At 59.4% G+C, this 14,287-nt stretch carries 8 protein-coding genes; 1 reads left to right on the top strand and 7 read right to left on the bottom strand.

The genetic code is table 11. The features are described from left to right. Positions 1–107: 107 nt before the first annotated feature. The 3 genes from maiA to hmgA are packed head-to-tail and all read right to left on the bottom strand — an operon-like array spanning position 108 to position 3,371. Positions 108–746 carry a maleylacetoacetate isomerase gene (maiA, locus tag ACZ0AZ_RS13430; RefSeq protein ID WP_129999904.1) on the bottom strand — a complete coding sequence of 213 codons (639 nt, stop codon included), beginning with the start codon at positions 744–746 and terminating at the stop codon, positions 108–110. A 12-nt stretch (positions 747–758) separates the two neighbouring features. After that, complete coding sequence (gene fahA, locus ACZ0AZ_RS13425) at positions 759–2,063, bottom strand: fumarylacetoacetase (protein ID WP_039759299.1); 1,305 nt, start codon at positions 2,061–2,063, stop codon at positions 759–761. A gap of 3 nt (positions 2,064–2,066) precedes the next feature. After that, on the bottom strand, positions 2,067–3,371 hold the full coding sequence (gene hmgA, locus ACZ0AZ_RS13420; protein WP_463537531.1) for a homogentisate 1,2-dioxygenase: 1,305 nt from the start codon (positions 3,369–3,371) through the stop codon (positions 2,067–2,069). 163 nt (positions 3,372–3,534) lie between these two features. Here hmgA and ACZ0AZ_RS13415 point away from each other — a divergent pair, with 163 nt between their 5' ends. After that, positions 3,535–4,314, top strand: coding sequence for an IclR family transcriptional regulator (locus ACZ0AZ_RS13415; RefSeq protein WP_463537530.1), 780 nt, complete (start codon positions 3,535–3,537; stop codon positions 4,312–4,314). A 27-nt stretch (positions 4,315–4,341) separates the two neighbouring features. Here the strand turns inward: ACZ0AZ_RS13415 and ACZ0AZ_RS13410 are convergent, their stop codons facing one another. The 4 genes from ACZ0AZ_RS13410 to ACZ0AZ_RS13395 all read right to left on the bottom strand — a co-directional run bounded on the left by ACZ0AZ_RS13410 (position 4,342) and on the right by ACZ0AZ_RS13395 (position 13,840). After that, complete coding sequence (locus tag ACZ0AZ_RS13410; protein ID WP_463570831.1) at positions 4,342–7,803, bottom strand: dermonecrotic toxin domain-containing protein; 3,462 nt, start codon at positions 7,801–7,803, stop codon at positions 4,342–4,344. A 158-nt stretch (positions 7,804–7,961) separates the two neighbouring features. After that, positions 7,962–10,517, bottom strand: coding sequence for a helix-turn-helix transcriptional regulator (locus ACZ0AZ_RS13405; protein WP_129999907.1), 2,556 nt, complete (start codon positions 10,515–10,517; stop codon positions 7,962–7,964). 138 nt (positions 10,518–10,655) lie between these two features. After that, positions 10,656–12,023: a DUF1329 domain-containing protein gene (locus ACZ0AZ_RS13400; RefSeq protein WP_039759308.1), complete on the bottom strand. Its 1,368-nt coding sequence runs from the start codon at positions 12,021–12,023 to the stop codon at positions 10,656–10,658. Positions 12,024–12,046: 23 nt separating this feature from the next. Next, on the bottom strand, positions 12,047–13,840 hold the full coding sequence (locus ACZ0AZ_RS13395) for a DUF1302 domain-containing protein (protein WP_129999908.1): 1,794 nt from the start codon (positions 13,838–13,840) through the stop codon (positions 12,047–12,049). Between the last annotated feature and the right edge of the window lie 447 nt (positions 13,841–14,287).

Raw genomic sequence — 14,287 nt, 5'->3', positions numbered from 1 at the left:
TGTTTGATCGTTCCCACGCTCCGCGTGGGAATGCCGCCCCGGACGCTCTGCGTCCAATGTGACGCAGAGCGTCACGAGATGCATTCCCACGCAGAGCGTGGGAACGCTCATTTAGGGGTGTCTGGCTGGTTGGCAGGATGCGCCTTGATGAACGCCGGATGTTCAGCCGCCAATGCAGCCACGCGGCAAATCTTTGGATAAGCCTCCACGCTGACGTTGAACCGCTCTGCGGCATACAACTGCGCAATCAGATACACATCCGCCACACACGGCCATTCGCCAAAACAGAAACCGCTGTCGCCGATCAACTGCTCCACCGTCGCCAGACCTTGGCTGATCCAGTGGCTGATCCACTCCACCACCTGCGCCTCATCCTGCCCCGACTGGCGCAGGCGATTGAGCACGCTGACGTTGTGCAGCGGATGCACATCGCAGCCGATCACCGCCGCGACAGCTCGCACCTGCGCACGCGCGACAAGATCATCCGGCAGCAACGGCACCTGTGGATAACGTTCCTCCAGATACTCGATGATCGCCGGCGACTGAATCAGCAGCGCGCCGTCATCGGTGCGCAATGTCGGCACCCGACCCTGCGGATTGAGCGCCAGATACGCCGCTTGCCGATGTTCACCACCCGACGGTGCGATCAGGTTGACCGGCAGCGCCTGGTAATCGAGCCCTTTCAATGCCAGCGCAATGCGCACCCGGTACGACGAGGTGGAACGGTAATAGGTAAAGAGATCCATGAGACGCTCCCGTCAGCGTGCAGCGATCACGGTGCCGCGACATTCGCCGAAGCCGATCGAAGCAAATCCTTCGCGGGCGCAGCGGGCGCGCAAGATGATTTCGTCACCGTCCTCGAGGAACTTGCGCACTTCGCCGGACGCCAGTTCGATCGGTTTCTTACCGCCCTCAGTGATCTCCAGCAAGCTCCCAAACTGGCCGTTTTCCGGGCCGGACAAAGTGCCCGAACCGAACAGGTCACCCGCCTGCAACTGACAGCCGTTGACGCTGTGATGCGCGACCATTTGCGCCACAGTCCAGTACATATAACGGGTGTTGCTGAGGGTCAGGCGATGGGCGGGTAGATTCTGCTCGCGCATGGCTTCGGTGCGCAGCAGCACTTCCAACTCGATATCGAAGGCGCCGCCGTCCTGATCACGCTTGTCGAGCAGATACGGCAGCGGCTGCGGATCACCTTCGGGGCGCGCAGGTTGCGCCGTGCGGAATGGCTCGAGCGCTTCGGCCGTCACCACCCACGGCGAGACGCTGGTGATGAAGCTTTTCGACAGAAACGGCCCGAGCGGCTGGTATTCCCAAGCCTGGATATCCCGCGCCGACCAGTCGTTGAGCAGGCAGAAACCGGCGATGTGCTCGGCGGCGTCAGCGATGGCAATCGGCTCGCCCATCTCGTTGCCCGGGCCGATCCAGATACCCAGCTCCAGTTCGTAATCCAGACGCGCGCAGGGGCCGAATACCGGTTCGGTCTGGCCGGCCGGCAGCGTCTGGCCTTTCGGCCGGCGCACGTCGGTGCCGGAGGCTCGCACCGTGGATGCGCGGCCGTGGTAACCGATCGGCACGTGCTTGTAGTTCGGCAGCAGCGGGTTATCCGGGCGGAACAATTTGCCGACGTTCTGCGCGTGCTCAATGCCGACGTAGAAGTCGGTGTAATCGCTGATACGCGCCGGCAAGTGCATTTGGCAATCGGCAGCCAGTGGCAGCACTGTCGCACCTTGCGCTTCGATGTTGCCCCGCAGGGTGCTGCCTTCACTGAACAGTTCGAACAGGCGTTCGCGCAGGGCCACCCGCGCTTCACGGCCGAGTGCGAAGAACGCGTTCAATTGCCCGCCGTGCATGGCTTCCACGGCACTGCGTGCAACGCCGTCGAACAGACCGGCCTCAAGCGCGACTTGCAAATCGAAGATGTGCTCGCCGATCGCCACGCCTGCGCGAGGCGTCGAACCGTTCACGCTGAACACGCCCAGCGGCAGGTTCTGCAAGGGGAAATCACTGTGACCGTTGGCCGAAGCGACCCAGCTGCGGGTAATGGAATTGTGTGTCATGGGTTATCTCCGGGTCGGGTCGAACGTGGCGGGCAGCGAGGCCCAGCAAGCGTCATAACTGGATTGCAATTGAGGGCAGTCGAGGGCGAAACGGCTTGGGCGCAGCACCTGGCTGGTCTCGAACATGAAGGCCATGGTGTTATCGATTTTTGCAGGTGCAAGCTCGGCGTTGATCGCCCTGGTGCAGGTCTCGCCGTCGGGGCCATGGGCGCTCATGCAGCTGTGCAGCGAAGCGCCACCGGGCACGAAGCCTTCGGCCTTGGCGTCGTATTCGCCCTGGATCAGGCCCATGAATTCGTTCATCAGGTTGCGGTGGAACCAAGGTGGCCGGAAGGTGTTTTCGGCGACCATCCAGCGTGGCGGGAAGATCACGAAATCGAGGTTGGCCAGACCGTGCACGCTGGTCGGCGAGGTCAGCACGGTGAAGATCGACGGATCGGGATGATCGAAACTCACCGTGCCGATGGTGTTGAAACGGCGCAGGTCGTATTTGTACGGCACGTTGTTGCCGTGCCAGGCGACCACATTCAGCGGTGAGTGATTGAGTTCGGTGGCCCACAACTGGCCAAGGAATTTCTGCACCAGGGTGGTCGGTTGCTGGAGGTTTTCGTAGGCGGCGACCGGGGTGAGGAAATCCCGGGGATTGGCCAGACCGTTGCTTCCGATCGGTCCCAGATCCGGCAAGCGCAGCGGCGCGCCATGGTTCTCGGCGAGGTAACCGCGCGCCTGCGGATCAAGCAGTTCAACGCGGAATTTCAGACCGCGCGGCAACACGACGATTTCCAGCGGTGCCACTTCAAGCACGCCCAGTTCGGTGGCGATGCGCAGTCGGCCGAGTTGCGGCACCAGCAGCATTTCACCGTCGGCGTTGAAGAACACACGCTCCATCGAACGGTTGGCTGTGTAGTTGTAGATGCTGATGCCGGACGGTTTCTCAGCCCCGGCGTTGGCGGCCATACTGACCAGGCCATCGACGAAATCCGTCGGTTCGGTCGGCAGCTCCAGTGGATTCCAGCGCAGGCGATTAGGGGTTACTTCACCCAATGGCCCGCCCGCCAGTTGCCGTTCCAGTTTGACGAACGCCGGGTGATTGGCCGATGGCTGAATCCGGTACATCCAGGTGCGTCGCGCTTCGCTGCGCGGCATGGTGAACGCGGTGCCGGAGAACAATTCGGTGTAGAGGCCATACGGGGCTTTTTGCGGGGAGTTCTGGCCAACGGGCAGCGCGCCGGGCAACGCTTCAGAGCTGAATTCGTTGCCGAACCCGGACTGATACGCCAAAGCCTGAGCGGTTGAATCGAGGTTCATGGAGCCTCCTGAACAGGGAGTCGGCAATGGCCCATCGCTCTGGCTCAGAGGTCTCGGCACGCCGGGGTTGTTATTATCGTAATCTGATTACGCATAACGTAATTTGCTCGCTATCCAGCGTCAAGCTATAAAGACGCCCATTCGAACCGGAACCGCCAGCCCCATGGAAAAAACCAGCGACAGCAACGGCAAACAGAAAGTCCGCTCCGCCGAGGTCGGCACCGACATCCTCAAGGCTTTGGCCGAGTTGTCACCGTCGACTTCGCTGTCGCGTCTGGCCGAACACGTGCAGATGCCGGCGAGCAAGGTGCATCGCTATCTGCAAGCGTTGATTGCTTCGGGATTTGCCGAACAGAACGCCGCCACCAACCATTACGGCCTCGGTCGCGAAGCGCTGCGGGTGGGCCTGGCCGCACTCAACAGCATGGACGTGCTGAAGGTCGCTGCCCTGCCGCTGTCCGAGTTGCGCGACGAACTCAACGAAACCTGCTTTCTCGCGGTGTGGGGCAATCAGGGCGCAACTGTGGTGCATATCGAACCGGCGGTGCGCGCAGTGACGGTGGTGACGCAATTGGGTTCGGTGCTGCCGCTGCTCAGCTCGTCTACCGGGCTGGTGTTCAGCGCTTACCTGCCGCACCGGGAAACCGATGAATTGCGCGAGCAGGAAATCGCAGTCGCCGAGCATCCGCTCAAGGACGAAACAGCCTATGCAGCGCTGTGCGAACAGATCCGCGAACGCGGTCTGCATCATGTGCACGGTTTGTTGATGCCGGGTGTGGATGCGCTTTCTGCGCCAGTGTTCAACGCGGTCGGGCAGATCGCCGCGGTACTGACCATCGTCGGCCCGACCTCGCTGTTCCACGCCGACGAAAACGGCCCGGCGGCGCAGCGGTTGTTGGCTGCGACGCGGGCCGTGAGTTGGCGGATGGGTTATGAAGGATAGGTCCGGACTATGAGCACTCGAAACGGCTCAGCGCACTGTGGTCTTGCTCAATGCGGCGCCAGCATCTTCCATCAGTGACTTGAAGAAGCCGATCAGCTCATCCTGGGGGTCTTCATGGCCGGTGTAATACGTAACGAGTTCGGCGACCGTCCGAGCGTCTTCAAACATGTCGAGAAACGAGCGCTGCACCCGGGTAAGTTGTTTTGCGGGTGCGCCCGCCGCCGCAGCCTTGCCTAATGTCAGCAATCCGGTCAATACATCGCGTACATGTCCCAGCGCAGCGGAATAATCCCCGCGTCGGTGCGACTGTGATGCATCGTAGATGCTCTTCATCATTTGAACGGCGACGACCACCGTACCTATCGGTGGCACCACGAGGCTGACAATGTTTGCGGCCTTCAACAGGTTGTCATAAATCAGGCTGGCGATTACTTCATTGAGACTGGTGGTGCGTTCGTCTATGTCACTGAGTACTCGGCGTACACGCTCGTCATGGAAAGTAAACAGATCAGGAAGCTTTGCGCGATTTTGCGTGCGGAGGACCGGTCTGGTATCAAGGGTGGCAACCAGGTCATCGAAATAACTTTCAACCACCTGCTTGTCAACCAGCATTATCCGCCCACTGTAATACTCTCTGAACGGACCATATCGGAAACGAATCGAAGGAATGAACTCTGCGATCGGCCGGAAGCTGACAAGATCTGGCGCGTCGGGCGTGTAGAGCAAATCATGGAAACCGGATAGCAGTTTCAGACGAAATATATAAACGCCACCCACCGTGCGGTCCCAGGTTGCTGCCAAACCCAGCTTACCAACGTTTAACTTGTAAAGTCCCTCATCACCCTCAAAGTTGTCATTAACGATCGACTGATACCCACCACTTTCCTTCAGACTATCAATGACGCGCTGCACCGCTGCAAAAGTCTCAGACGACAATCTGCCGTTAAAAAAGTCGGAAAACGCGTTGCAGTTCATTTCACAACGAATTTTTCGAGCGTGCACCGCACGTTTGAATGCGTAATCCGGGTGAGCCTTGTCCAGATACTGTTCCTTCAGCATTGCGGCATATCGGTCACCGGGGCGGAATGTTTTCGACAGCGAAGAAAGGTCGCGGATATCCAGTTTTTCAATATTGGGATGCCCATTCACCAGATAGTATTTTGGGCTGAATTTTGTTTCGTAAGCCGGATGCACCGCTTCAAAGGCGAGCCCCTCGAGCAAGACGTCGGTCACACTCTTACGATAATCTTCGGTCTGCACAAAAATATGGTCGGGATTGACCGCAACGTCAGTCCCGCGAGAACGCAGGATTTCTTCTATTTGTGCTTTAACGGCGTCATAGGTGAATTGCTCGAACGTCGGGAATCCGTTGTCCCGCGCATCCACTGTGGACAGCGCCTTGAGCTCGGTGGTCAAACCGGCGTAGCGCTTGCGGCCTTCGAAACCAATCGCCCGATAAGCTGCCGGTGCAATGGCTTTATGCAGCGCCACTTCAGCGCGGTAGGCGACATTCACGTAGTCTGCCAACGGGGCTTCAGAGTCTAGATGCAGCTCGACCGGTTGACCATCCAGCGTATAGCTATATTCCAGCTGTGAGAGAGCATTGACGCGCAAAACACCCGCACCGTTCAGGTAGTCTGGGTGGATCAACAACGCCGCGTATTCACGATTTGACGTCAGCGCCGTCTCCAACCAGCGGTTCGCCGCGTAAATATTGGAAAACTTGTGCAGTTCGAAATCACCTGCAGGGGTTTTGATGAACATCAGCGACGGTGCGTATCCTCCGGCCGAGATCATCAGGACATCTTTCAACGCCGGTCCATGTAATCTGATTTTCAATCCCTGGATAGTCACCGAGGAATCACTGGCCATGACCCGCTGGATAATTTCCGCATCGGTGGAATCCAGCCGCCCAGAGTGCCGGGCAACAAAAACCGCAAACTCCATCTGGCTGAACAGATAGTTACGATAGGCCTCCTGATAGTCGACAGAAGGTGTTGAAGCGAGGTCCTGTGCATATTCCAACCGAACGTTGCGGTGCGCCAGCCACTGCTCAAGTGCTTCGGCCGTGAACCGGCTTCCATTGGGCGCGCCGGTAATAGTGAGGGTGGCTTTGTGATCATTGTCATGCAGGCCGAACACAATAAACTCTGTCAGCGTCCGGGTATCTTCCTGCTCAATAGTGCGACCGGCAATGCGCAGAGTGTAAGAGCTATGGACGCTGATCGCCTCTGGATCCAGCTGTTCGCCGAGGACCCGCCCGGCCCATCCAGCGAAGGTACGCAAAACATAGTCTTTGAACGAAAAGCATGCATCGAACGCAGTTGAATAATCAGCCTGGTATTGATCCCTGGAGTCCTCGAGTTCGGTATATCGCTCTTGGACGTCACTGCTGGCGGCCACCAGCCAGTTTGGCCATTCGGTACGTTTCAACGCGCGCCAAAGCAGGAAGAAGCGGGTATTGATGCCATAGCGCAGGACATGCATTTGCTGGTTTTCCTGCAGCGCAGAGGTCAGCGTAGTATCCAGTTGCTCACGGCCATCGACCAATGCCGACACGCTGTCAAGCTGGCCCTTGAGATGTGCCTCTGCGCAGAACCGATGAGCGCTCTGACCGGCTTTCAGATATCGGATCTGGTCGCCGGGCACAGAGAGTCGGCCTTGCAGATGTTCGTGCAATTCGCTGTTTTTCTCAAATAGCTCAAAGCCGTTTTCCGGCGTATGCAGGAGATAGCTGGTTGACTCATTGACCAGCGGCATTTCCGCTTCCGGACGCTCGGCATTGTCAAGAACGAAGCAGGGTTGCAACGACTGGAGATAATCCGGCACAGGCCGGAGGTTGACTTCAAATGTCCCGCGGCCCATGCCGTCGAGAAGATAAGCGAATCTCTCACCCAGACTGGCGTCAAAATTATTGGCCATGACCGATAGCGAAAGCTCTGCACTCGTGACCGACGCGTAGGCCTCGATGAATGCCTGCTTGTTGGACGACGGCTCAGCGCCGGGACGAGCGGATTGCACCGAAGCCGCCCAGAACTTTCCGATGTCGCTGCGCAGCGCTGTTGGCAGTCCGGCAGACACTGCCGCAATCAGATCTTCGACAATCAGCGTATCGAGGGTTTTGACCTTGAACTGCTCGCCAAACGTATCCGGGAGAAGGAAAACTCCATCGCTGCCGTCAATGTAGAGCGGGCTGACATTGTTATCCAGGCAATAAAGAGTCACTTCCCAAAGCGTGCCCGACGGTCGATTTTCATCAGCCGGAAAAGCAGGGTCTGTATTGATGTACACCTTATCGATATCAATATTCTTGCGCAGCCGTGCCAACTCACTCTCAAGCAAATTCCGCACTGTATCTGCCACGGTCGGCACTGCATCGATGATTGCAAAAAGTCTGGATTTTGCCTGACTTGCCTTTTCCCACTCTTCAGCCCATGTAACTTGCTCTCCGAGCGAATGGCGCATCAGGCTTTTAAACAATTTACTCACAACTTGTCCTTGTTTTATAACTATCCAGAGCTGCGATTGCAGCCACTGCAGATAGCCAGCAAGGTAAATTCTTTTTCCACCGACCAAAAGATCAAACAATTTACAAAACATGCACAACGAACGGAAACAAACTAACTTTTATTAATCTGTACAGCCCACTAAACAATTAGCCCCATTACCTTGGCTTTCGCCACAGCCTGGGTTCTACGCTCCACACCCAACTTGCCATTGATACGCCTTGCGTGAGTCTTGACGGTATGTAATGAAATAAAGAGCTTCTCGGCAACTTGCTGATTCGAAGCGCCTTGAGCAATAAGCATCAGCACTTCGCGTTCACGCCGACTCAGCCCCGGCGCAGGGTCGCCCGGCTCGGAATGCAAAGGCGGAACTTGCGCCCCGGACATTTGGCCGGCATTGCCTCGGCGCAATTCCCATTCCCGCAGGGCCTGCTGTAACCGGCAGCGCTCCACCAGCATCCCGGCGCGCTGGAAAGCTTGCTGTGCCGCTGCCGTGTCACCGCTCGATTCGGCCAACTCGGCGCAGGCCAGCAGTAACTCCGTTTCCGCCGTCAGCATGCCTTTGGCATGGGCGTGACGTAATAATCGCTCAATCGTTGGCAGACAATTTTCGGATCGATTCAATTGTGCATGCGCACAGGCGAGCAGGTATTCAATGCGGATAATCAGCTCAAACGTCGCGGGAGGCGCCTGCAGCGCAGAAGGTCCACAGTAATGCCGTAACAGCCGGCCCAGCGCCTCCTGCACCAGTTGCGGCCGGCCCTGCTGCAACCAGAACTGGCTACTGACCTGCAGCACGACGCCGCGATAAACCGTATCGGGAATCTGCCGCTGTTGCATGACCCTCTCCGCTTCGCGCAGGCGTTCGAAAGCGCAGGCATAATCGCCGCGATTACCGGCCAGTTGCGCCTGCCCCAGGTAGCCATACAAGACCCGTTTGTCAGCACTGCGCGAGCAATCCTCAAGGCCGCGGCTGAACAGCTCCGCGGCCTGCGCCTCAAGGCCCATGCACAGCGCCAGCCGTCCGCGGCGCAGGGCAATCCGGCCGAGCAGCGGCGTGGGCACCATGATGCGCTGGCGCAGCAGGTGCTCGATGTCCACCAGCAGATTCTCTGCACGCAGGGGCGCCCCGCGCTGCTCGAGCCATTGCGCGTGGTCAAGCTCAAGCAACCCTTCGAACAGCAATGAGCCGTGAGCACGCGCCAGGCACAGCGCTTCGCGGTTCAGGGCATGGGCCTGATCCAGCTCACCGCACAGTAACGCCTGCTGGGTCAGCCCCGACAGACACATCAAACGGGCCTGCCAGGCATCATCCGCCAGCGCCGCAAGCGCCTCCTGAAAGCAGGCGCGCGCCGGCTCCATCTGCCCTTGCAGATGACTGAGCCAGCCCTGTTGCGCTTGCCAACGCGCCAGCAACTGCTGTTGCAGATGCGCTGTCGGCTGCGGCATGAAGCGCGCAAGATGGGCCAGGCATTCCCCGGCCTGTTCGAATCGGCCGGCGAACAACAAAGCCCCGGTGACCAGCCCGATCAACTGCGCAGTCATCAAGGTCAGCTCCTGACTCTGTTGCTCATGCAAGCGCAACAGCAGGACGACGGTCTGGTCTTCGAACAAGTCCTCAAAGCTCAGATGCTGCAACAGGCTTACGGCGGTTTCGTATTCCTCGGCCAATAACGCTTGCTCGAACGCTGCTCGCCAATCCTGCGTCGCGGTAAACCACTGACAGGCGCGCCGGTGCCAGGAACGCGCGCACGGCCAAAGCGAGGCTTGCATGATTCGCGACAGCGGGGGGAAGACCTGTAGCCAGTCAGCGGAGTCCTGCCATGGCTCGATAAAACAGCCCAGCACTTGCAGATCGTGCAGCAATTGCGCGCCTTCGCCGGGGCCGAACAAATGCTCGCATAACGGCGCGTTGAACCGTGGCAGGTGAGCCAGAACACGCCACGCCTCGTCCTGCTCCGGCGTCAGGTGGTTGAAGAGTTCGTGCTGCAGATAGTCGAGCAACGTGTCGACCCGCTGCTGCGGCTGCGGGTTCTGCGACCAGTCGCACTTTTGCAAAATCGCCATGCGCGCGCCTGCGCACCAGCCGCCGGTACGCTCAAGGATACGAGCGGCGACACGGTCCGCCTGATCTGGCGGCAAATGGCGCAACACCGATACAACCTCATCGTGAGTCAGCGCCAGACTGGCGGGCTCGGACTCGTAGAGTTCGTCATCGAGCAACAGCCGCGGCCAGTTGCACTGCGGCCGGCGGCGAGTGCTGAGCCACCATGTGAGCATCGGGCTGCTGACCGCCAGCAAGCGATCCAGCAGAGCATCCAGAGGCGGATTTGGCTGACGACAGTAGTCGTCGATAAACAGCGAAGTCGGCCTTGACCAATGCGCCAGCTCCGTCATCAGTTGCGGTATGTCGAGACCTTCGACCAGTCCGAGCGCCCGCGCCAGACGCAGGCAGAATTCCTCGGGGCTGAACGCTGCTCCTGCCAGCGGCAGCCAAATGGCCTCGCAATCTGAGCGCACCTGCAGAAGGCATTCGGTCAGCAGTGCGGTTTTGCCGCTGCCTGCGGGGGCACATAACAGCCTGACCCGCGCGCTTGATGCCAGCAACGGTTCGCTCAGGCGATTGCGAGGCTGATGATGTGAAGAAAGCCTGGGCAGAAATCCGGGTCGATCCAGGCACGCGGTCATGGCGGTCATCGGGTGAGCCTTCTTATCGTTGTGCGCTCACCCTAGCCCTCTCCCGCGCCCTTGTTGACGAGTATTCAGCACGCTGATTGATGACCATAAAAAAGGCGACCGTGTGGTCGCCTTTTGTCCAGCGGTGGCGCCCAATCGTCAGCGTACGCCTTCGGCGCGCAGGGCCGATGGCGTGTAATCGGCAGCCTTTGCTTCGAAGCCGAATTCGAAGCTGTGCTTCTCTTCGTTCTTCATGCCCAGAGCAATGTAACGGCCGGCAATGATGTCGTAGAGCGCTTCCAGCGTGTAGGCCTGAGCCTGGTGATCGTAGTAATACTGAGCGTGGCCTTCGGCGACGCGCCACAGTTGCCCGCGACCGTCGTAGTGATCGGCCAGTGCCACTTGCCAGCTGTCCTCGTCGATGTACATGTGGCGTTTGGCGTAGATGTGCCGCTCGTTCGGTTTCACCGTGCCGATCACTTCCCAGACGCGGTGCAGTTCGTAACGGGTCAGGTCCTGATTGATGTGCCCGGCCTTGACGATGTCGTCGTACTTGAGCTTCGGCGAGTCGAGTTTGTAGCTGTTGTAGGGAATGTACATTTCCTTCTTGCCGACCAGTTTCCAGTCGTAGCGATCCGGCGCGCCGGAGAACATGTCGAAGTTGTCGGAAGTGCGCAGGCCGTCAGCCGCGGTACCCGGGCCGTCATAGGCCACTTGCGGCGCCCGACGTACGCGGCGTTGACCGGCGTTGTAGATCCACGCCAGACGCGGTTCCTTCACCTGATCGAGAGTTTCGTGCACCAGCAGTACGTTACCGGCCAACCGCGCCGGGGCAGTCACCGATTGCTTGAAGAAGGTCAGCACGTTGGCGGCTTTTTCCGGGTCGATGTCCTTCATCAGTTGCGGCACGGCGATCTCTTCTTCGAAGCGGATCGGCGTATAGCTGCCGTTGGTCTGCGGCGTGACCTGGGTGATGATCCGCCGCAGGTTGCCGCCGTGATAACGGGTGATGTGGTTCCACAGCACCTCGACGCCATTCTTCGGAATCGGGAACGCGTAGTAGCGATTGCCGGTGAAATTGGCCAGGCCGTTGCCGTCATTGATCGCGTTGACGTTGAGCGCGCTGCGCTTGGCCGACTCGTAGATTTCCGCCGGCGCGCCCACAGTGCGGTGGGTCGGGTAGACCGGGATTTTGTAGGTTTCCGGGTAGCGTTTGAACATCGCCACCTGGCCATCGGACAGCTTGCTCTTGTACTGCTCGACGTTGGCGGCAGTGATGGTGAACAGCGGTTTTTCGTTGGCAAACGGGTCGGCGAGGAAGCCTTTGCTGTCTACCGCGCCGGCGTTTTTCGGGATACCGCCGGTCCAGGCCGGAATCGAACCGTCAGCATTGCCGGCCTTCTCGGCACCGAGCGGGGTCAGGCTGGTGCCGAGTTTGTTCGCTTCATCCGGCGACACCGCCGCCATCACGTTGGCGGCCAGCAGACTCAAGGCCAGCACGCCACATTGCAGAATCGTTTTGCGCATTGCAGTCATCCTTCTCGGGCAGATCAGAAGTTCACGCCGAAGCTCAGGGCCACGAAGTCACGGTCTTCGAGGACGTTGTAGTCGCCACCGAAAAAGTCGGTGTAACTCAGGCTTGCGGTGTAGGTGTTGCGGTAGTCGGCATCGACGCCGAAGCTGATGGCTTTCGCACCTTCGTTGAACAGACCGTTGGGGCCGTAACCGGCAACGTCGTGCGACCACGACAGGTTGGGCTTGAGGTTGATCCCGCCGATGACGTTCGCGTAATCGAGAATCGCCCGGGCGCGATAGCCCCACGAAGTCGAGGTGACGAAGCCGTCGGTGTCGCCGCCGAACCCGTACTGGCCGTACACCGAATCTCGGCCATAACGCAGCTCACTGCGTGACTCCAGACCACCGACATGTACCACCGCCGCTTCGCCGACCACGGTCAAGCGTTCGGCGCCCAGCACCTGATCGAAGAAATGCGTGAGGGTGCTCTGGATCTGGGTGACTTCCTTGCGCCGGTAGCCTTTGTTGTCGGCACCCGGCGAAGTCGCAAGTGGCGATGCGGTACCGCCGGCAATCGGGTTGACCAATGCCAGGGTCAGATCGTTGGTGTTGACCTGCACCGGTGCGTTCGGCCGATAGCTGATCTCGCCGGTCCACGCGGTGCCGGTGGGCAGAGTGGTGGAGAAACTCGCGCCGTACAGGCGAATGTCTTCCGGGTATTCGAGGTAATACTGACCGCGCCCGAGCATCACACTTTGCGCCAGCCCCGCGCCGCTGCCAGGCGCAAGGCCGTTGGCAATGCCGACCAGACCTGGCAACGCCGCCAGCGTCGACAGCCCCGCCGTGGTGGTGCCGACCGTCGGCGTACGGCTGTGGTAGTTCATGAAGTAGAGGCCGTATTCGGTGTCTTCGCCGAGCCAGCGCAGCGCCGTGCCCCACTGCCCGGAATCGCGCGCATCACGATCACCGCCACGGGGAATGACAACGCCTTCGCGGGTGACCTGAATGCCTTGGCCAAACGCGGTGGTCAGCGGCACCAGCGGCGCCACCGCCGGACTGCCGACCGTGTAACCGTTGTTGCAGCCGTCCGCTGCCACGTCGACGCCAAAGAAGGTGCCGCAGTTGTCGAGAACGGTCTGGTCCCACTCCAGTTGGTAGAAACCTTCAACCGAAAGTTTGTCGGTCAGGCTCTGCGAACCGAACAGCATGTTCACCGGAATCAGACCTTCCTTGATCTCGGCACCGGGACGGCGGAATGCCGAGACGTCGACCGGGTTGATGCTGTTGATCGAGTTGCCGATGAAGGTACTTTCGCCCCAGCTCACCACCTGCTTGCCGGCCCGCACGGTGCCCGGCAGATCGGCGATGGCGTAGTTGTGATAGACGAAGGCATCGAGGATCTGCGCGCCGGAAGACTTGGCGCCCTCCTTGCGGCCGCTGTCGCTGATCTGTTTGAACTCGCGGTCTTCGTCCTTGAGTTCGAAGTCGTACCAGTATTTGCCCCGCACGAACACGCCGGTGTCGCCGTACTTCAATTCGAGGTCGTGGATGCCCTTGAAGATCTTCGAGAAGGTTTCGCCCTTCTTGAAATTCAGGCGCCCGTCATCACCGGTGGACGATTGTCCGCTGCCGCCATTGACCGTGCCGACCAGCGAATTGTCGGCATCGCGCAGGCCCCAGCTCGCGCCGACCGAAAGTGACGAGTCGAAGGTGCCTTCGATTTCGCCGATGTTGAAGGCGACCGCGTGCGCCTGGGCGCAGCAACCCAGAGCCACCGCAGCGGCCAGCGCCTGCGGTGTGAAGATGGCGCGCATTGTTGTTTTTGTCATGCGTCTTCCCCGGTGAGTGACAGAAGGCCCCACCCTACTGCCGGGTGAAGCGGTCGATAAGCGCACCAAGGAGGTATTTGCGTTGTCGCTCGAAAGGATGAATGGCCATGTACGGCGGGGCCTGGAGTGGTTCATGGACTGGCTGGATGGCACATCATCAGTGCCATGCATGCCCACGCTACTGTTGCGCGCCCCGTAACAGTGCATGTCTGGAATCGGTATTTTTCCTACAGGCGCAAGCCCTTATCCTGAGCGCGCTTTCCCGGCACACGCTGGAAAACACGAAGCCCGCTACGCTGAAAGCGCAAGCGATTGGCTACCGATTTCGGATGAATCGATCTTCGATTTATCGCCCCGCTGTTCACTGACGTTGATTTGTAGCTCCTTGATCCAACGTCTTACCTTGGCCGCTGCGTTTGCAGCGGCCTTTTTTATGGGCGATTTCTT

The organism is Pseudomonas sp. AC239, from assembly GCF_979258545.1.
The sequence above is the reverse complement of the archived record's forward strand: the minus strand, read 5'-3'. Positions and strand labels throughout refer to the sequence as shown.

Coding starts and splice junctions, on each gene's coding strand:
- maiA (WP_129999904.1), bottom strand. CDS start 746: ATGGATCTCTTTACCTATTACCGTTCCACCTCGTCGTACCGGGTGCGC.
- ACZ0AZ_RS13400 (WP_039759308.1), bottom strand. CDS start 12,023: ATGCGCAAAACGATTCTGCAATGTGGCGTGCTGGCCTTGAGTCTGCTG.
- ACZ0AZ_RS13405 (WP_129999907.1), bottom strand. CDS start 10,517: ATGACCGCCATGACCGCGTGCCTGGATCGACCCGGATTTCTGCCCAGG.
- ACZ0AZ_RS13395 (WP_129999908.1), bottom strand. CDS start 13,840: ATGACAAAAACAACAATGCGCGCCATCTTCACACCGCAGGCGCTGGCC.
- hmgA (WP_463537531.1), bottom strand. CDS start 3,371: ATGAACCTCGATTCAACCGCTCAGGCTTTGGCGTATCAGTCCGGGTTC.
- fahA (WP_039759299.1), bottom strand. CDS start 2,063: ATGACACACAATTCCATTACCCGCAGCTGGGTCGCTTCGGCCAACGGT.
- ACZ0AZ_RS13415 (WP_463537530.1), top strand. CDS start 3,535: ATGGAAAAAACCAGCGACAGCAACGGCAAACAGAAAGTCCGCTCCGCC.